Source organism: Ligilactobacillus sp. MP3, from assembly GCF_024436335.1.
Taxonomy (GTDB): Bacteria; Bacillota; Bacilli; order Lactobacillales; family Lactobacillaceae; genus Ligilactobacillus; species Ligilactobacillus salivarius.
On record NZ_JANFQI010000010.1, the window covers coordinates 28,001 to 47,693 of the forward strand.

At 32.9% G+C, this 19,693-nt stretch carries 18 protein-coding genes; 14 read left to right on the plus strand and 4 right to left on the minus strand.

The window, feature by feature from the left end; all coding sequences use genetic code 11:
- Positions 1-25: 25 nt before the first annotated feature.
- From NOU10_RS07800 to NOU10_RS07810, 3 genes are all read right to left on the minus strand, one after another.
- Positions 26-955, minus strand: a complete 930-nt coding sequence (locus NOU10_RS07800) for a DMT family transporter (RefSeq protein WP_255906504.1) — start codon at positions 953-955, stop codon at positions 26-28.
- Positions 956-1,018: 63 nt separating this feature from the next.
- On the minus strand, positions 1,019-1,840 hold the full coding sequence (locus tag NOU10_RS07805; protein ID WP_255906505.1) for a Cof-type HAD-IIB family hydrolase: 822 nt from the start codon (positions 1,838-1,840) through the stop codon (positions 1,019-1,021).
- 15 nt (positions 1,841-1,855) lie between these two features.
- Positions 1,856-3,187 carry an HD domain-containing protein gene (locus tag NOU10_RS07810; RefSeq protein ID WP_305119825.1) on the minus strand — a complete coding sequence of 444 codons (1,332 nt, stop codon included), beginning with the start codon at positions 3,185-3,187 and terminating at the stop codon, positions 1,856-1,858.
- A gap of 215 nt (positions 3,188-3,402) precedes the next feature.
- Between NOU10_RS07810 and NOU10_RS07815 the strand changes: the two genes are divergently transcribed.
- The 9 genes from NOU10_RS07815 to NOU10_RS07855 all read left to right on the plus strand — a co-directional run bounded on the left by NOU10_RS07815 (position 3,403) and on the right by NOU10_RS07855 (position 11,249).
- Positions 3,403-4,071, plus strand: coding sequence for a type 1 glutamine amidotransferase (locus NOU10_RS07815; RefSeq protein ID WP_255906507.1), 669 nt, complete (start codon positions 3,403-3,405; stop codon positions 4,069-4,071).
- Positions 4,072-4,173: 102 nt separating this feature from the next.
- Positions 4,174-4,611, plus strand: a complete 438-nt coding sequence (locus NOU10_RS07820) for a DUF1934 domain-containing protein (RefSeq protein ID WP_003708376.1) — start codon at positions 4,174-4,176, stop codon at positions 4,609-4,611.
- Positions 4,612-4,656: 45 nt separating this feature from the next.
- Positions 4,657-5,247, plus strand: a complete 591-nt coding sequence (gene rpoE, locus NOU10_RS07825; RefSeq protein WP_011475701.1) for a DNA-directed RNA polymerase subunit delta — start codon at positions 4,657-4,659, stop codon at positions 5,245-5,247.
- 174 nt (positions 5,248-5,421) lie between these two features.
- Entirely contained in the window at positions 5,422-7,020 is a 1,599-nt protein-coding gene (locus tag NOU10_RS07830; protein ID WP_003708373.1) for a CTP synthase, read from the plus strand.
- A 111-nt stretch (positions 7,021-7,131) separates the two neighbouring features.
- Entirely contained in the window at positions 7,132-7,332 is a 201-nt protein-coding gene (locus NOU10_RS07835) for an LBP_cg2779 family protein (RefSeq protein ID WP_081537767.1), read from the plus strand.
- Positions 7,333-7,587: 255 nt separating this feature from the next.
- Positions 7,588-8,859, plus strand: coding sequence for a UDP-N-acetylglucosamine 1-carboxyvinyltransferase (locus tag NOU10_RS07840; RefSeq protein WP_003699603.1), 1,272 nt, complete (start codon positions 7,588-7,590; stop codon positions 8,857-8,859).
- A gap of 10 nt (positions 8,860-8,869) precedes the next feature.
- Positions 8,870-10,153, plus strand: coding sequence for a transcription termination factor Rho (gene rho / locus NOU10_RS07845; protein ID WP_255906508.1), 1,284 nt, complete (start codon positions 8,870-8,872; stop codon positions 10,151-10,153).
- Between the two features lie 105 nt (positions 10,154-10,258).
- A complete protein-coding gene (locus tag NOU10_RS07850; RefSeq protein ID WP_255906509.1) occupies positions 10,259-10,507 on the plus strand; it encodes a type B 50S ribosomal protein L31 in 249 nt (82 codons plus the stop codon).
- A gap of 85 nt (positions 10,508-10,592) precedes the next feature.
- Positions 10,593-11,249 carry a hypothetical protein gene (locus tag NOU10_RS07855; protein ID WP_255906510.1) on the plus strand — a complete coding sequence of 219 codons (657 nt, stop codon included), beginning with the start codon at positions 10,593-10,595 and terminating at the stop codon, positions 11,247-11,249.
- Positions 11,250-11,273: 24 nt separating this feature from the next.
- On the opposite strand, the gene NOU10_RS07860 is transcribed toward NOU10_RS07855, so the two are convergent.
- Complete coding sequence (locus tag NOU10_RS07860; protein ID WP_255906511.1) at positions 11,274-13,634, minus strand: helicase C-terminal domain-containing protein; 2,361 nt, start codon at positions 13,632-13,634, stop codon at positions 11,274-11,276.
- 279 nt (positions 13,635-13,913) lie between these two features.
- On the opposite strand from NOU10_RS07860, the gene NOU10_RS07865 reads away from it, so the two are divergent.
- The 5 genes from NOU10_RS07865 (at position 13,914) to NOU10_RS07885 (ending at position 19,657) form a co-directional block, all read left to right on the plus strand.
- Complete coding sequence (locus NOU10_RS07865) at positions 13,914-14,549, plus strand: WxL domain-containing protein (protein WP_255906512.1); 636 nt, start codon at positions 13,914-13,916, stop codon at positions 14,547-14,549.
- A 17-nt stretch (positions 14,550-14,566) separates the two neighbouring features.
- Positions 14,567-15,604: a DUF916 and DUF3324 domain-containing protein gene (locus NOU10_RS07870; RefSeq protein ID WP_255906513.1), complete on the plus strand. Its 1,038-nt coding sequence runs from the start codon at positions 14,567-14,569 to the stop codon at positions 15,602-15,604.
- Positions 15,605-15,614: 10 nt separating this feature from the next.
- Complete coding sequence (locus NOU10_RS07875; RefSeq protein WP_255906514.1) at positions 15,615-17,264, plus strand: hypothetical protein; 1,650 nt, start codon at positions 15,615-15,617, stop codon at positions 17,262-17,264.
- Between the two features lie 163 nt (positions 17,265-17,427).
- On the plus strand, positions 17,428-18,741 hold the full coding sequence (locus NOU10_RS07880) for an NCS2 family permease (protein WP_087309928.1): 1,314 nt from the start codon (positions 17,428-17,430) through the stop codon (positions 18,739-18,741).
- Between the two features lie 142 nt (positions 18,742-18,883).
- Positions 18,884-19,657 (plus strand): TIGR02452 family protein, encoded by a 774-nt coding sequence (locus NOU10_RS07885; protein ID WP_255906515.1) that lies wholly within the window; start codon positions 18,884-18,886, stop codon positions 19,655-19,657.
- The last annotated feature ends 36 nt before the right edge of the window (positions 19,658-19,693 follow it).

A 19,693-nucleotide genomic window follows, 5' to 3' on the forward strand; every position in this document is an offset into this window, starting at 1 on the left:
TAGATTATCAGTCTTTTAATATTCTTTATATAAAATGAAGTACAACTACACCAATAAACATAGTAATAAGTCCCAAAATACGCATTAGATTAATAGGATTAACTTTGGAATGAAGTAGGCCCCATTGATCAATAATTGCACTGAAGAAAAGTTGTCCGAATAATACTAATACAATTACTTGACCGGTGCCAATTTGTGGAACTAGCCAAGCACAGCCTAGAACGTATATGGCACCTAAAAATCCTCCAATCCAAATCCACCATTGTTTGCTAAAACCTTGATAAGCTAACTTTAAATTTGAAATCTGTACAGGAAGGATTAGTACAATAACTATTAGCAATACAGCACCAACTGTAAATGAAATCATCGCAGCATGCAACGATGATTTTAAAATAACTCCTAAATGACCATTTATAGCAGTTTGAGTAGCCATTAGCACACCGGCAAAAATTCCTAATAATTGATAAGGTAGTAAATAGTGTTGTTTTTTAGCCATTTTATCTTTAGGCATAAAAGCACCAGTTGCTAGTAGCATGCCACCTGCTACTAATAATAAACCTACCATTTTAATAAAAGTGAATTTAGAAATTGGAGATTCAAATAAACCAAATTGATCAATAATTTGTCCCATGACAATTTGACCAAAGATAGGTAATACAGCAGTCTGTACACTACCTAATTTAGGAAAAAGTAAGATATTAGTAGTTAGTCCAACTACTCCTAAAACACCACCTAGCCAAATCCACCAAGGGTTGCTAGTAATTGTGGTCATATTTACTAAAGGAGAAGTACCTGTAAGTATGAGCAGGACATTTAAAAAGATAGCTCCAACTACAAATGAAACCATTGAAGCAAGAAAGGAAGAGCCAGATACACTACCTAGTCTGGAATTAATTGCAGTTTGAATAGCTAGTCCACTTCCCATAAAAACAGGAATTAAAGCTAGTAGTAACATGTAATCACATCCTAATAATTATTACTCTTACTATACAAGTTGAAGTTAGCTACAAGTCAATAGCTAATTATCAAAAACAAATTGTTCAATAGCCTTTGCTAGACCATCGTTATTATTTGTATCAGTGATATAATCAGCTTTTTCTTTAATTGTATCGATTGCATTGCCCATCGCAATACTAAATCCACCTTTTTCTATCATGGAAAGATCATTATTTTGATCACCAGCTGTTAAGATTTCATCAGCACTTATACCTAAATGTTTACCTAATTCAATAACAGCATTTCCCTTAGTTGCTAATGGATTCATAAATTCAAAGAACCATTTTTCACTACGAATACAATCAAATTTGTCACGTAAGTCTTTTGGCAAGTTTGGGAGAGCTGAATCGATATTTTCTGGATAATCTGCCCACATAATTTTAGCAATTTCAATATCTTCAGGTATTTCTGTTACAGGACGATACTTCAGCTGCATATGTGTATAGAAAGTATCTAAAACAGAATAATAATTAATATCAGGAGAAGTAACAAACATTTGAGAATCAGTAGTAATAGTTTGCATATTAACTTTTAGTTCCTTACTAATAGCCTCAAGGTGTTTGAAATCAGAAAAGTCTAATAAATGTTTAAAAATAGCCTTGCCAGATTTAGCACTGACAGCTTGAGCACCATTGTGTGTAATCACAAAATTATCATCATTATCTAAACCTAATTGAGATAGGAGATTAGCGACGCCACTTAGCGGACGTCCAGTACATAAGATAACATAAATACCATTAGCTCTTGCTTTTTTTAAAACGTCGATTGTCTTAGGTGAAAGATTTTTGGCATCATCAACTAGTGTTCCATCGATATCAGTTGCGATCAGTTTGATTTTACTCATAATTAATTTCGTCCTTTACTTTTTGATTAATGTGTCATTTTTTAGATAACTCTGAAACTCAGAATATATTGGACCGAATAATTCCAATTGCTGTTCAGATGATTTCATTTCTTTTGGAAAGAAGAAACGTTCATCGCCAGAGACTTTACCAGAAATAGCAGCCACTAAGTTACTTACCTGAGATAGTTCAATTAATAAGCCATCTTTTTGCATAAGTTCTATTTGAGTGCGATGCTTATTTTGCGATGGTGAATAAGTGTCGTAAGGCAAGTCAAAACTATCATTGGTAGCTGTATAATATTCACTATTAAATCCGGCATCGGCCACTAATTTTCGAAGAGTAGGGAGTAAGTAACGAGTATCTTCGCTTACTCTTACAGATTTGAAAGGTTTGCGATTTAAGAATCGATCTGCCAGATCACTCAAAATTTTATCATCACTATCTTGCCAAAGTGAAAAGTATGAGTTCAAAACCCCATCATCAAGTTTCAAGTAGTCTGATAAACTAAAATCACCTTCAAAAAATGGAAAGAGTAGATTAGTTGGACCGAGACAATTTGTTTTATCATTTTTATAAAGATATTTGGCACGTTTTAATAAGTGACTCAGAATAACTTCAATTGAGCGTGATACAGGGTGGAAATACACTTGTTGATACATTTGGAAACGACTAACGATGTAATCTTCAACAGCGTGCATACCACTCATATCAAAGCTAATTCCATCAGAGTATGGTTTCATAACTCTTAAAATTCTAGTTAGATCAAAAGTTCCATAATTTGTGCCAGTGAAATAAGAATCTCTTAAAAGATAGTCCATTCGATCAGCATCAATTTGACTAGAAATCATTTGAACGACTTGAGGATTAGGGTAGCTTTTTTCAATAACGCTCGCAACTTTTTCTGGAAAATCAGGAGCTACTTTGCGTAAAACAGCATTAACTTCAGAGTGAGATGAAGTAATAATTTCAGTCGTCATTTTTTCATGATTGGTATGAAAAATATGTTCAAAAGTATGTGAATAAGCGCCATGACCAACATCATGTAAAAGTGCTGCACATAAGGCGACTAATCTTTCATCATCATCCCAAAGTCCATCACCTTTTTCTTTTGAAGGGTAGTTACGTTGAAATAAATCACAAATTTTGCGAGTAATTTCGTAAACACCGACAGAATGGGTAAAACGAGAATGTTCAGCACCATGAAATACATAGTTTGCGACTCCTAATTGTCGAATACGACGTAAACGTTGAAATTCTCTAGTGTTAATTAAATCTAAAATAACTTGATGTTGAATATAGATATAATTATGGATTGGGTCACGAAGAACTTTCTCCATAGGTAACATTTGATGTTTGTAATCGGAAATCAAAAATTTGCCTCCTAGGTTCCAAATATAATGTAATGGATTTCAATATTAATACTAGCATAAAATACTAATTAAAATCAGATTAATGCGATTTAAATTGAAAAAAATAATATCTAAGCTATAATATATTTGTAAATATAGGTATTTGCAGGCGAAACCTACTCCCAACTTTGCCGTCGATAGAAAGGAAAAACATGAAAATTACTGTTTTGCAGCATACACCCAATGAAGGTTTAGGCATGATTAGAGATTATGCTCATTTGCATAAGCATGAGTTATATGTTTATCATCCTTATCAATTTGGGATTTTGCCACAAGCAAACGAGATTGACTTTTTAATAATTTTAGGTGGACCTATGAGTCCTAATGATGATTTAGATTGGATTGTGCAAGAAAGAAAAATAATTGCAGAACTGTTAGCTAGAAAGAAGCCAATTATTGGGTTCTGTTATGGAGCACAACAAATTGCTAAAACTTTAGGATATAAAGTAACTAAATCACCATACAAGGAAGTTGGTTGGGCAAGAGTTTATCGCCAATGTGATATTAAATTAGAACTACCTGACAGCTTTACTGCATTTCATTGGCATGAGGAAATGTTTGAGGTACCACAAGAAGCTAAATTGTTATTTAGTAGCGATTCAGTTAAAAATCAAGGCTTTATATTGGGAGATAATGTAGTCGGTCTGCAATTTCATTTTGAACAAGATGAAGATTCTGTGCGAGAAGTAGCTTTGAATGACGGTAATTATGCACTACAAAATAATGCATTACATCAAACTCCAGAAGATATAATAAAACATGGAGTACCTAAGGAAAATAAAGAAATTTTGTTTAAATTATTGGACTATTTATTAGTTTAAGATAGAGAATAAAGGGCAATTTAACTTCTATTTTGGAAGTGTTAGTTGTCTTTTTTGAATGTAATCACAAAATATATAAATTAACTTTGAAGGAAGGATCATATGGAATTAAAGAATGGAACACCTATTGTTGTAAAAGTGGAAACAATTCGTAAACAAGATGGTGAAGTATCCAAGTATACTGAGACTTTTAATGGACAATATGTAAAAATGGGATCAAATATTTATTTGCGCTATCAAGAAAAGCATGATCAACATGAGGATGCAACAGTAACCTTTAAGATCACTGATGATGGTGAAGTTCAATTAAATCGTCAACAAGGCGAGATGAAGATGCGATTATATTTCGCTAGTCAAAAGAGAGTATCAACCACATATAAAACACCATATGGGGTAATCCCAATTGAAACTTTGACTAATAAAGTCAATATTTCCAAGAAAGATATGCCAATTTCTGCTAAAGTAGAAGTAGATTATTTACTATATTCCCAAGAAAAAATTGTTGGGGAATACAAAATTAGATTGCAATTTACTGCTTAATATTGTAGTATGAAGAGTAAACTGTTTGAAAGGACGTGTACCAGTTTGGAGCTTGAAAAATTCAAAGATGCAAATAAAGATGAATTGTCTATGATTGAAGTAGCCCATGAGATTTTACATCAACGTGGCGAAACAATGGCATTTGCTGATTTAACTAACGAAATCCAAGTCTATCTTGGTAAGTCTGATGAAGAGATTCGTGACCGTCTAGCACAATTCTATACAGATTTGAATATTGATGGTAGCTTCATTTCATTAGGGGACAATGTTTGGGGGTTACGTTCATGGTATCCATATGATTCCATTGACGAAGCACTCGTTCATGGCGAAGACGAAGAAGACGAGGAACGTCCACGTAAGAAACGTAAGAAAGTTAACGCCTTCTTGGCCGATGTTTCTGATGATGATGATGTTATCGACTATGATGACGATGATCCAGAAGATGAAGATCTTGACAATGATTATGATGATGAAGATGATGACGACGATGAAGGTAGTCATGAATTAAAACAATATACTAAAGATTTAGATGATATTGATGATGGCGATGATCCAGAAGATGAATTAGCTGACGGAATTGAAGGTCAATTAACAGAATTTTCTGACGCAGATCTTGATGAAGAAAATCAAGATTAAGATTTAATTCTTGACGTGTGCCTAAAGAGTATGTAGAATACAATACGGGCACTTCATATGAGTTATGAAGTAAAGAACGGATAATAAGGCTCCCTATTCAAAGATAAGCGAATAGGGAGTTTCTTGTTTTTGTGATAGTCCTTAAATAATTAATTTAACACAAGGAGAGTTATAATGACCAAGTATATTTTTGTTACTGGTGGTGTTGTTTCCTCATTAGGTAAAGGAATCGTAGCTGCATCACTCGGACGTTTGTTGAAGAATCGTGGCTTAAAAGTTACAATTCAAAAGTTTGACCCTTATATCAACGTAGATCCAGGGACAATGAGTCCATATCAACATGGAGAAGTTTTCGTGACAGATGACGGTACAGAAACGGATTTAGACCTTGGTCACTATGAACGTTTTATTGATATTAACTTAAACAAGTATTCTAACGTAACAACAGGTAAGATTTATTCTGAAGTGTTGAAGAAAGAACGTCGTGGCGATTACTTAGGTGCAACTGTTCAAGTTATTCCACATATCACTAACATGATTAAAGAAAAAATCATGCGTGCAGGTACAATCACAGATGCTGATGTAGTAATTACAGAAGTTGGTGGTACTGTTGGTGATATTGAATCATTACCATTCTTGGAAGCTTTACGTCAAATGAAGTCTGAAGTAGGTAGTGAAAATGTAGTTTACATCCACACAACACTTGTACCTTACTTACATGCTGCTGGAGAAATGAAAACTAAGCCAACACAACATAGTGTTAAGGAATTACGTGGTTTAGGAATTCAACCAAATATTTTAGTCGTACGTACTGAAAAGCCAATTTCTCAAAGCATGCGTAATAAGATTGCTAACTTCTGTGACGTTGAACCAGAAGCAGTAATTGAATCTATGGACGTAGACACACTCTACTCAATTCCATTGAATCTACAAGCTCAAAACATGGATGAAATTGTATGTAAGAAATTACACTTAGATACACCTGCTGCAGACATGACTGAATGGGCTGCTTTACGTGATAAAGTTAAGAATCTTTCAGGTGAAGTTAAGATTGCTTTGGTTGGTAAGTATGTTCAATTACCAGATGCTTACATTTCTGTTAACGAAGCGTTGAAACATGCTGGATACACAATTGGTGCTAACGTTAAGATTGATTACTTCGATTCTGAAAAGTTAACTGCTGAAAATGTTGCTGATGAATTGAAAGGTTATGATGGTGTCATTGTTCCTGGTGGCTTTGGCGATAGAGGTCTTGAAGGTATGATTCAAGCAATTCGCTATGCTCGTGAAAATGATGTACCTTACTTAGGTATTTGCTTAGGTATGCAAATGGCATGTATTGAATTTGCTCGTGATGTTGCTGGTATTGAAGATGCAACAACTGGTGAAGTAAATCCAAAGGCTGCTAATAAGATTATCGACTTGATGGCTGATCAAGAAGATGTTGAAAATATGGGTGGAACACAACGTTTAGGTCTATACCCATGCAAGTTGAAGGCTGGTTCTGTTGCTTCTGCTGCATACGGTAACCAAGATGTAATTCAAGAACGTCACCGTCACCGTTATGAATTTAACAACAAGTATCGCGATGAATTGGCAGCTAAAGGTTTAGTATTCTCTGGTACTTCTCCAGACAACCGTTTAGTTGAAGTTGTTGAAATTCCAGAAAACAAATTCTTTGTTGCTGCACAATACCATCCAGAATTTTTATCACGTCCACAACGTCCAGAAGGTCTATTCCAAGCATTTATTAATGCTAGTGCTGGTAAGTAATATTGATTTAAAGGCAATATGTCTGTATTTGATTATGGATATATTGTTTTTTATTATCCAATTCTGTAAATTGTGCTATGATTAAATTGTATAGAATTGGAGGTAGGGAAAATGGTAGCTAGAGAGTTAAGTCCATTTGCAAAATCAATCATTGAATATCAAGAAAAAAATCATTTAACAGATGCTGATTTTTCTTTGGAAAGTCATCGCTCAGTTGAAAGAATCCATGCCTTGAAGACAATGGAAGCTGAACCTACTAACGATGAGTATCGCGAAATTATGGCAGTCATTAATGGACAAAAGCTGGATTAAAAATAGATAGAGACTACTTTCGAATCTGTTGATGATTTGGAAGTAGTTTTTTTAATATATTGTTATATATGTAATAATTATTCCAGTAATATTAGTTATTGTTAAATATTAATGAAAACGCCGTATTATCGTTGAAAACAGAGCGTTAATCTTGTAAGATAAAGAGAAGAGTACGCTCTGTGCATCATGAAGCTTTATAGTGATTAAGGATGCACCATTTAATGATATTAATTTAGATAGAGGATAGATAAATAAATGAAAAAAATGATTGTTAAAGGTAAGCAGACCTTATCTGGAGAAGTAACTGTTGGAGGTGCTAAAAACAGTACAGTGGCACTGATTCCAGCAGCTATTTTGGCGGACACAGTTGTAAGATTTGATAGTGTACCGGATATTTTAGATGTACATAATTTGATGATTATTTTAAAGTCTATGAATGTTTCTTCCCATTTTGGACATGGGGAATTGATGATAGATCCTACTGAAATCAAGAAAGCTCCACTTCCTGGTAAAGCTATTAGAAGTTTGCGAGCTTCTTATTATTTCATGGGAGCTTTGTTAGGTAGATTTGGTGAAGCAATTGTTGATTTTCCTGGTGGCGATAATATTGGTCCACGTCCTATTGATCAACATATTAAAGGCTTCGAAGCTTTAGGTGCAAAAGTTGTAGAAGAAAAAGATAAAGTATATATCAAGACTGGTCCTGAAGGCTTGAAGGGTGCAAGAATCTTCTTTGACTTAGTTTCAGTAGGGGCTACAGTTAACGTCTTATTAGCAGCAGTTAAAGCTAAAGGAACTACAATTATTGAAAATGCAGCTAAAGAACCTGAAATTGTCGACTTAGCTACATTTTTAAATAATATGGGAGCTCGAATTCGTGGAGCTGGTACAGATGTTATTAGAATTGAGGGTGTAGATGAATTAAGAGCTACAAATACTCATACAATTATTCCTGATAGAATTGAAGCAGGTACATACTTAGCATTTGCAGCAGCAAACGGTAACGGTGTATTAGTAAAAAATGTTATTACAGAACATTTAGATCCATTCATCGCCAAGTTACAAGAAATGGGTGTACGTTTAGAAATTCATGAAGACAGCATCTATGTTCCTGGTGGTGATTTATTAGTCCCTGTCACAGTTAAAACAGCTCCTTTCCCAGGTTTTGCGACAGATTTGCAACAACCACTAACTCCACTATTATTAAAAGCACAAGGTAGTTCTAGAATTATTGATACATTATATCCTGAACGAGTTAAACATATTCCTGAAATGCGTAAAATGGGTGCAAAGATTTCTAGTAAAGATGGAATTATTACTGTTAAGAGATCTAAAGACTTACTAGGAACAACAGTTGAAGCTAGCGAAATTAGAGCTGGAGTATCATTACTAGGTTTAGCATTAATGGCAGAAGGAACAACTGTGATCACAAAGGCTGATAATATTTTACGTGGTTATGACAGAATAGTAGATAAATTAAAAGGTCTGTCTGTAAAAGTAGAAATTATTACAGATAACCGAGAATAGGGGAAATGTAATGGCGACATCTGAAAATAAAGATATCAAAGAATTAACAATTGCTGAATTGGAAAACATGACGCTAAAGGAAATTTATAATTACGCAAGAATTTATAAAATTCCTTACTATAGCAAAATGAATAAAAAAGAATTATCTTTAGCGGTAATTCGAGCACAAGCAAATAAAAATGGTTTCTATATGAAAGGAATTTTAGAAATAGTTCCTAATCAAGATGGTTATGGATTTTTAAGACCTATCAATTATGGACCATCACAAGAGGATATCTATATTTCAGCATCACAGATTAGACGATTTGGTTTGAGAAATGGTGATGAAGTTGCAGGTACAGCTCGTCCACCACGACAAGGAGAAAAATTTTATGGGATTTTACATGTCGATTCTGTAAATAATAAAGATCCTGAGGAAGCAAAACAACGCGATCATTTTCCAGCTTTAACGCCAATCTATCCAGATAAACAGATAGAATTGGAAACAATTAAGGGACAATTATCTACACGTGTAATAGATTTATTTGCACCAATTGGATTTGGTCAACGTGGTTTAATTGTTGCTCCACCTAAAGCTGGAAAGACTAGTTTGTTAAAAGCAATTGCCAAAGGAATTTCTGCAAATTATCCAGATGCAAAATTGCTATTACTACTAATTGATGAACGTCCAGAAGAAGTTACAGATTTAGAAAGAACAGTTAACGGTGAAGTTGTTTACTCAACTTTTGACCAACGTCCTGAAAATCATGTACGTGTAGCAGAATTATTGCTGGAAAGAGCGATGCGATTAGTTGAAGATAAACAAGATGTTATTATCTTATTGGATTCTTTGACTCGTTTAGCCAGAGCATATAATTTAGTAGTTCCGCCAAGTGGACGTACACTTTCTGGTGGGATTGATCCAGCAGCTTTATACAAGCCAAAGAAATTCTTTGGAGCAGCACGTAATATTGAAGAAGGCGGAAGTTTGACGATTTTAGCGACTACATTAGTAGATACTGGTTCTCGTATGGATGATGTTATCTATGAAGAATTTAAAGGTACTGGTAATCAAGAGTTGCATCTCTCACGTGAATTAGCAGAAAGAAGAGTATTCCCAGCTGTTGATATAAAACGTTCAGGTACAAGAAAAGAAGAATTGTTGTTATCACAAGAGAAATTGGATGCATTATGGAAATTGCGTAAAAACTTGAGTAATGATTTAGTTTCTGACACTGAACAGGTGCTACAACTTTTACGTAATTCGCAAGATAATGCTGAATTTTGTGGTAAAATTGAAAAAATGATGAAATAAAAAATTTATTGCAGAATGTTTTGAAACATGTTATTATGTTTCTTGTTGTAATACACAGAATAACTCTGACTCAGCAAATGACTCAGGGCAAAGGAGCGAAATGAAATGAAACAAGGAATTCATCCAGATTACCATGAAGTTGTTTTCATGGACTCTGCAACAGGTTACAAATTCTTATCAGGTTCTACAAAGACATCTGAAGAAACAATCGAATGGGAAGATGGCAACGCATATCCATTGATCCGTGTTGAAATCTCTAGTGATTCACATCCATTCTATACAGGTCGTCAAAAGTTTACACAAGCAGACGGACGTGTGGATCGTTTCAACAAGAAATACGGTTTCACAAACTAAGATTGTGGATAACTTGTCAAAATCTGTTACTTGCCTCATAATTGAGGTGGGTAACAGATTTTTTTGTTGTGAGGTGAATTATAATATGAAAAAATTTAATTGGTCATTTGACATAATTATGCTAATATTTATTGAAATTTCAATGCTGGTATCATTAGTTTCAAGTTTTATTGAACATAAAAGTATGTTATACATAGCAGAAACAATTGCAGGGATTTTACTAGCTTTAGCTCCTGTGATTGCCTCAAGCCTTTTTAGATTTAACTTGCCTAAATTCCTAAATGCGTTTTATTTATTATTTATATATGGTTCAGTTTATCTAGGCACATTATTACATTTTTATAGCGTGCCTTATTGGGATAAGGGACTTCATTTAATAAGTGGAGCCTTATTGGCTAGTTTTGGATTTTCACTATATGGCATGATTGTTCCTAAGCACTTAAGAGAACATATGCCAGCTGGATTCTTAGTACTTTATGCATTATCATTTGCAATTTTTTGTGGAGTGTGTTGGGAATTTTATGAGTTTACTTGCGATGGTTTATTCGGAATGAATTTACAACGTTACGCTACTAGTGCGGGTAAAGCTTTTGTAGGTCGTGCAGCGTTAATGGATACTATGGGAGATTTGATTGCTGATACAATTGGTGCAGGATTGTTATGTATTTATGCTTATTTCAATATCAGACGTTCATCACGTTGGTTGCAAGGATTCTACTTCCATAAATCATTTAGATTCTAATAAAGACAGCTAAAATTTTGAGTTTTAGCTGTCTTTATTTTTATTATTCCAAAATGTAGATAAGTTTTGTTCAAGTTCATATTGATTGTGAATAATCTGTGCATATTTCCAATGTGGTGGGAAAAATTTCGCATATCTAGAAGTAGCAAAACGATTATCTATTAAAAGGACTACACCTACATCAGTAGAACTTCGAATAACACGACCAGCAGCCTGGAAAATATTGTTAAGTCCAGGAAGTTGATAAGCATATTGAAATCCATCCTTTTGTTTATTATTGAAGTAACTTTGGAGTTCATTAGTTTCTTTGCTTAATTTTGGAAGTCCCACACTAACTATTACCACACCGCTTAGACGATTACCTTTTAAATCAATTCCTTCTGAAAAACTACCACCTAATACAGCAAAACCGACTAAAATTTTAGTTGGATTTTCAACGAAATAATTCAAAAAATCTTCTTGTTGTTCACGAGTCATATCGTTTTCTTGAATTACAGTGTCAATATGTGGATAAGCTTGATTAAATGCTACAACTACCTGTTTCAAAAAAGTATAAGATGGTAAGAAAATCAGATAATTTCCTTGCTTAGTAGCAATCATAGTGTGAATAGCATCAATAATTTTTCCAAGACTTTGTTGATAAGTGACAGGAATATAAGATGTTATCAACAAGTTAAGGTTACTTTCATCGAAAGGTGAGGATAATTGGTATAACAAACTGTTATCAATTAATCCAAACATTTCTTGGTAGTAATTCAATGGTGACAAAGTCGCTGAAAAAAGAACAGTACTACCTCCCAAGTTAAGACTATTAGCAATCAATTCACTAGAATCTAAACAAAATACCCTAATTAGTAGCTCAGAATTTTCAGTAATAAATAAATGTGTTCTAAATCTATCATTATAATAATCGCTAATTTTAACAAAGGCATAAGCGGCGAAGAAAAATTCCAGTAAGTCATCTTTAAGAGAAAAATGTGGGTTTTCTGCCAGCCAGTCAGTAGTAAAATCACAAAAATACATTAATTTTTTTGTCAGTGAGGCAAGTTTTTCCTCAATTATTACATCAGCTTGCTGATAATTCACTAAGGGTTCCTTAATCAAATCAAAATCATTTAAAAGAGTATTTAGCTTATCCACAATCTTTTTGGGTGGATGTGGCAGTGTTTGGAGTTTGTTCAATAAATCTTTGATTTGTTGAGAAGAAATTTCTTTAGTATACATATCTCGAGAACGACTAACTAGATTATGGGCTTCATCTAACAAAAAAGTATAACCATAGTTTCTTTCGGTAAAGAATCGTTGTAACTTAACTAAAGGATCAAAAAGGTAGTTATAATCGCATATTACTATATCACAAGAATTACTAATATCTAGGGAAAATTCAAAAGGATCAAGCATATGTTTCTTAGCATAAGTTTCCACTATTTTCCGTGTAATCACTTTTTCATTAGTTAAAATATCTATCAAAGCTGGTCGTAAGCGATCATAATAACCTAAGTAATAAGGATTTTCATCGTCTGCTAAATCTAATTCTTCAGGAAATGTAATTTGCTCTTTAGAAGTTAGGGTAATTGCAGTAATAGAAAGTCCATGTTTTACCAATAACTGTAAAGTTTCTTCAGCTACTTTGCGAGTACTTTGTTTAGCAGTTAAGTAGAATATTTTTTGACATTTTTTAGTACCTAAAGCCTTGACTGCAGGAAAAATAGTTGAAATAGTTTTTCCGGTTCCAGTAGGGGCTTCAACTAATAATTTCTTATTTAAAGCTATTGTTTTATAAACTGCAGCAGCAAATTCATGTTGGTTTTTCCTATAAGATGAAAATGGAAAATCCAACTCATTAATAGAATGATCACGTTCTTTTTGGAGTTGATGCTGAAGTTTTATCCAATTTGTAAATTCCGCAATAATGTTATCAAAGAAATTTTGAGCATCAGTTTGACTAATAACCTGAGTTTCTTCAGAAATTGTATTATCAGTAGTTTGTACATAAATCAATTTAAGAGATAATTCTGATAGTTGCTCTTGTTCCATAATTATATGAGCGTAAATTTTAGCTTGAGCCCAATAAAGTTCGAGAGTATTAGGAGCCAATTCTGAAAATTCAGGACTAGAAGTTTTTATTTCAATAACTTGTTGTGGTCGGTCATCGATATATTTAATCCCATCAGCTCTTCCATGAATAATCCAAGTTTCACCATCAATGTCTAATTCTTTTTTCAAAGCAATTTCCGATTTTGTATCATTAGAGAATTTTTTCTGTAATCGTTGATGAATGCTGATTCCATCTAAAGCAGTATTTTGTGAATTAGTATCAGATGTTAAATTTCCTTTTTTTAGGATAAATTCGACTAATTTTCTAACCCCAATAGAGGTTGACATGAAAAATCCTCCTTTCTATAAATATAAGGCTAAGTAATGTTATTATAAAAAATAAACTTATAATCGATTAAAATAAACTTGTTAATAAATAAAAACAATTCCTATCAAAGTAAATAAATTTTCAACAAAGACTATTATATCAATGATAACATGATATTTTAAAATCGATATGTATAGATAATAAAAAACATTTTTACAAAAATGTTTGGTCTTATTTGGGTTAAAAGTGTTATAATATGGTTGTGAAAAATATAATTTTTTTAGGAGGTAGCTAATATAATGAAGTTATTTTCAAAGTTAAATTTATTAACATTAGCTCTCGGTGGAGTTTTAGTTTTGAGTGTACCAGCAGTGAAGGCAGATACTACTGCAGATACTAACAATCAACAAAGTACTGCAACCCTTAATATTCAAGATGAGAGTTCAGATACAACAGCTAAATTATCTTTAGATGCTGTACCTAGTTTCCCATTTGGAACTGTTAAGACAAATACTATTTTTAGTGGTGGTACAACTGAATCAGACCTATCCGGTAACAATACTGTTGTAGTTAATGATACACGTTTAAGCAGTGTAGGTTGGAACTTAGCAGTTACAAATACAACGGCTTTTACAAATGGCAATAGTAAAATTAATGGTACTATTACCTTTAAACCACTTGCATTCCAATTTTCTGATGGAGCTGCTGAAGGTTGGGCATGGACTAATTCAACAACAAGTTTAGATTTACCAAATAGTACTTCTAATCAAGTAGCAACTTCAACAGGTGCTAAAAAAGGTACAGCAACTTCTGAAATTAAACATGCAAGTTTGAAATTCAACGGACATGATGCAATTGTTCCAGGTAGTTACACAGCTAACCTAACATGGAATTTAGCTGCTGCAACAACAGATTCATCAACAGAAAGTGAATAATATTAATTAAGTTAGGTATGATAAAGTTGAAAACAGATTCGATAGTAAAGCTATGTCTAAGCATTGTACTATGTATTTGTTTTTTACAGTTACCGCATGTAAATGCTGATAATATATCTAATAATGCAGCTGAATTTACAATAAGTCCTGTATATCCTCATGAACAAAAAGAGGATGATGCAGGATATTTTGATTTAAATGTAAAAAAATCAACAACGGTGCCTGTAAAAGTAAAGATTTCTAATTTGAATAAAAATCAAGATATAGAATATCTGATTAAAGTTGGAAATGCAACTACAAATGACAATGGTACAATCAATTATACTAATTTCAAAAATAAAAAAGATACGACAGCAAAGTATCAACTTACAGACTTCATTTCTAAAACAGAGTTGAAACAAAAAGTCACAGTAAAAGCTGGTTCAAGTTCTGAAGTTACAGTAAATTTAAAAGTGCCAAAGCAAAAATTTCCAGGGACGATTGCTGGGGGAATTTATGTAGAACGATTGACGAATGCTTATGTTGATGAAAAAAGTGGTATGAATACAAGAAATCATTTTTCTATGACATTACCAATTATTTTAACTGAACAAGCTAAAGTCAAACGAATTGCTAAAATGGAACTAGATAAAGTAACGGTGAAGAATGGACCTGAAATTACTGCTAAATTACATAATGTGAAACCAGTAATGTTTGGTAAGTTATCAATAGATTCAAAGATAACTAAGAAGAATCATACTAAAACATTGGTTCACAAGAGTGTAAATAATTATCAAGTAGCTCCTAATTCTAGTTTTAACTTTTTAGCCTCCGATAGTAGTAACCAACTTGGAGCAGGTAAGTATACAATAGATATGCACCTACAATCAGGTAAAAGAAAATGGCATCTGGTAAAAGATTTTGTAATTACATCAAAACAAGGAGCACCATTGACTAAGAAAACAGGATGGTTAGGTATATCAATGATGCTGTGGATAGTAGTAATAATTTTAATTTTGATTATTGCAAGCCTAGTTGCAGTTATTATGTGGCAGAGAAAAAAATTAAAAAGTTAGTGTGGTACAAATGAATACTAAGAGAAAATTACTATTATTTATTTCAGGTATGGCATTAATATTGCTATTTACTATAATGAATACCAATACTGTTAAAGCAGCGGTAACTTGGCCGACAACTTCATTTGCAACTTGGACACAAGGTAGAAGGTCAGATGGAATTTTAACGAGAAATATATATGGTTTTATAATTAATAAAGATGAAGGCTACTATATGGAAGAATATAAGGATTCTGGTAATATCCATATTAAGATACCTTTAATAGCTTATAAAGATTGGAATAAAAGTGATAATACTAAATATTATTTAGTGATGCAAAATGGAAATAATATTTCAGGACAAACGATTTCTAATGTGACAAGGACTAAAATCGAAGATTATAGTAGGACATCATTATGGATGTTGGATGTTACAGTAGGTAATATTACAGCTGATAAAATTCAGATTTGTATTTATGATGATGGATCATATGGTTTTTGGAAAACTAATGGTGTGGCAGATGATGGCACATATCCATTTGTTATGAGTACACCTGTTTTAGGCTGGAATAATGTTACTAACTTTAATCAATCTTTAAAAGACGGAATATTTTATGTTGGAAGAAATACTACATTAACCATGAATGCACCTAAACTTCAAGATAGTAATGTTGGAAAGTTTGACAATTCAATCTTAAATAATGCTGGCGAAAGTCACTTTTTCGGGCAAAATGTTGTTAATAATGAAATTAGGACAACTTATGAAATAACAACCGATGTCACTAAGTTAGGCGGTATAGTTGATGGATTAGTTTCTTCTGATACAAATAAATATGGTTTAGATACAGTGTTGACTTATGAAATTCCTTCAGATAATTTGAAAATTCCATTGTCTTATGGGGGATTAAAGGCAATATCATTATCAGCTGAAGCTTTGGATAATGCTTCAATTAATACAAAAGATTATTTAGAGTCATCATTTGTTGATAAAGTTACCGGTGATTTAGGAACAGGCCACACATTGACTTATAGTTGGTTCTATTCAACGAGTGACAATATTAATGACTTAAAGAAAGTTTCTACAGAATTTACGAATAATAAAGATCGGAAAGCTGATGGAACTTTAGGAACAGATTGGATGACATTATCTGCTAAAGATGACTTTACACAATATTTAGAGAAGCAGGCGCTCACAGGCAAGAAGATATATTTAATGATGAAAGTATATGTAGATGGGAAACTAAGTACATTAACCAATCCTATCTTAGTTCAAATTCAAGTTCCAACTTTAAAAGTACCTGATAAAATAGATTTTGGTACTATCTCAGTAAAGAATATATATAATGGTGGAAGTTTTGAATCACTGACAAAGGATAGTGATAAGCTTTCTTTGTCCATTCCAGATACAAGTAAAAGTACATGGAAAGTTACATCTAGCATTAAGGAAAATGATGATAATAGTATTACTAAAATAAATGGACAATTGAATATTTTAGGTAAGAACTTATCAGCTACACCGATAGAAGTTGCAAGTATATCTAAGCACGGTCTAGTGGATTTACCATTAAATGCTAAAGTAAGTTTTAGGGGGTATCACAATCCTTTAACCCCTAGAACTAATTTTACAGAGGATATTAATTGGAATCTCTCACCTGAGACGCCGATCATGGCATCGAATTAATCATGAAGAATAATGGAAACTCAATGAAAAAAGAGTTTCCATTATTTTTTTTAGAATGTTTTGCTAAATACTATTTACAATATTCGGTTTTTAGTGTATATTTACATTGTAAGTTAAGTTGAATGTACTTATTTCTTATTAAAACCGAAAGAGGAGAATTATTTTGAAAGATAAAGTTATTTCATACTTTGGCATTGATAAGCACGGTTCTACTATCAAACGTGAAATTTTAGCCGGCTTCACTACATTTATTTCAATGGCCTATATTTTATTTGTTAACCCAACAGTTTTAGGTGCTGCTCATATGGATAAGGGGGCCGTATTTACAGCTACGGCATTAGCTAGTGCCTTTGGATGTTTAATGATGGGGCTCTATGCTAAGTATCCTATTGCAACAGCTCCAGGATTGGGTGTTAATGCATTCTTCGCTTATTCAGTTGTTATTGGTATGGGTATTCCATGGCAAACAGCATTAGCTGGCGTATTCGTTGCAGCCATTATTTTCTTATTAATTACAGTATTTAAATTGCGTGAAATGATCATTGACTCTATTCCGCAAGACTTGAAATATGCTATCTCTGCTGGTATTGGTTTATTCATTGCTTTTATCGGTATGAAGAGTGCAGGCATTATCGTTGCTAACAAATCTACATTAGTTGGTTTAGGAACATTCCAAGGTCAAACATGGTTATCAATTATTGGTTTTGTTTTAATGGCAGTATTAATGTTATTAAACGTTCCAGGTGCAATCTTTATCGCTATGCTTGTAGCTGCAATCATTGGTATGGTAACAGGTTTAATTCCAGCACCAGATCAATTCATCTCATCTGCTCCAAGTTTAGCACCAACATTTGGTCAAGCAATCAAGCATGTTACAGATATTAATACAATGCAATTAGTCGTAGTTGTAATTACTTTCTTATTGGTAACATTCTTCGATACGGCTGGTACATTAGTTGGTTTAGCACAACAAGCTGGTTTCATGAAGGATAACAAGATGCCTCGTGTAGGTAAGGCTTTACTATCTGATTCTAGTGCTATGTTAGTGGGTTCTGTTTTAGGTACATCTCCAATTGGTGCTTATGTTGAATCATCTGCTGGTATTGCGGTAGGGGGACGTACGGGTTTAACAGCTGTTACAACTGGTGTATTGTTCATCTTAGGTATGTTCTTCTCACCATTGTTAACAGTAGTTACATCATACGTTACAGCACCAGCTTTGATTATGGTAGGTGTTTTAATGGCAGGTAACATGGCACGTATTAGCTGGGATAAGTTGGAAATTGCTATTCCATCATTCGTTATTCTTGCAACTATGCCATTGACATATAGTATCGCTGACGGTATTGCATTAGGTGTTATCTTCTACCCAATCACAATGATTACTGCAAAACGTGGTAAAGAAGTTCCACCTTTGATGTATGTATTATTCTTCGTATTTTTAATCTTCTTATGGATTTTGCAAACAGGCGAATAATTAATTTAAATGAATATTAAAAAGCAGCATTAACTTGATGAATAATCTTGTTAATGCTGTTTTTTTGATACTAAGATAAGAAATTTGAGTTTTATTTTTTATATGATAAAATTAAAATTAGATTAAAAAATAGAGGGGTGAAATGATGAATAAAGAGAGATTACAATTATTAGCTCATAAAACTATGAATTTATATCAAGTAGAAATGCGACAACTACCACAATCTTCGGAATTAATTACAGAATTACCTGTAGAAACGGAAACATTAAATCAATATGAAACTAAGATAGTGGTAAAGGATGAAAATTTACTTTATAGAATTTTTAAGGTTCCTGAAGATAAGAAACTAGGAGTAATGAGTTTTGCAAGTCCAATTTCAATTGGCGGAAATTTTCAATACGGTGTAAATGCGCAAGAACAAACAATTTGCCGAAATAGTTTTCTATACCCAGAGTTAAAGAAGTACCGCAGGACATATTATTATCATAATATTCAAAACCCCAATGATTTTTTATTTAGTCCATATTTAATTTATGCTAGTGATATTAAATTTATTCGCGATGAAAAAGAAGACCAAATCTTGAAAGGAAAGTTTGCTGATGTTGTATCTGTGGCAGCACCTGATGTAACTTCAATGCGAGAAAATAATAAAGTTTTACCGGCAGAAAAGATTGCTGAAGATATATATAATAAAGTTTTAGCAACTTTGCGTGTTTTCAAAAATCATGAAACTAAAGTTTTAATATTAGGTGCTTTTGGTTGTGGTGCATTTGGAAACGATCCACAGATGGTAGCAAAAATATTTAAGCAAGTCCTAGATAGATCAGAGTTCAAGGGCGTATTTGAAGAAATATATTTTGATATTATGAAAAATCCACAAGTTTTGAAAATTTTTGAAAATACTTTGAAAGATTGATGATAAATCTAAAGCATTACTCTGGTTAATATGTTA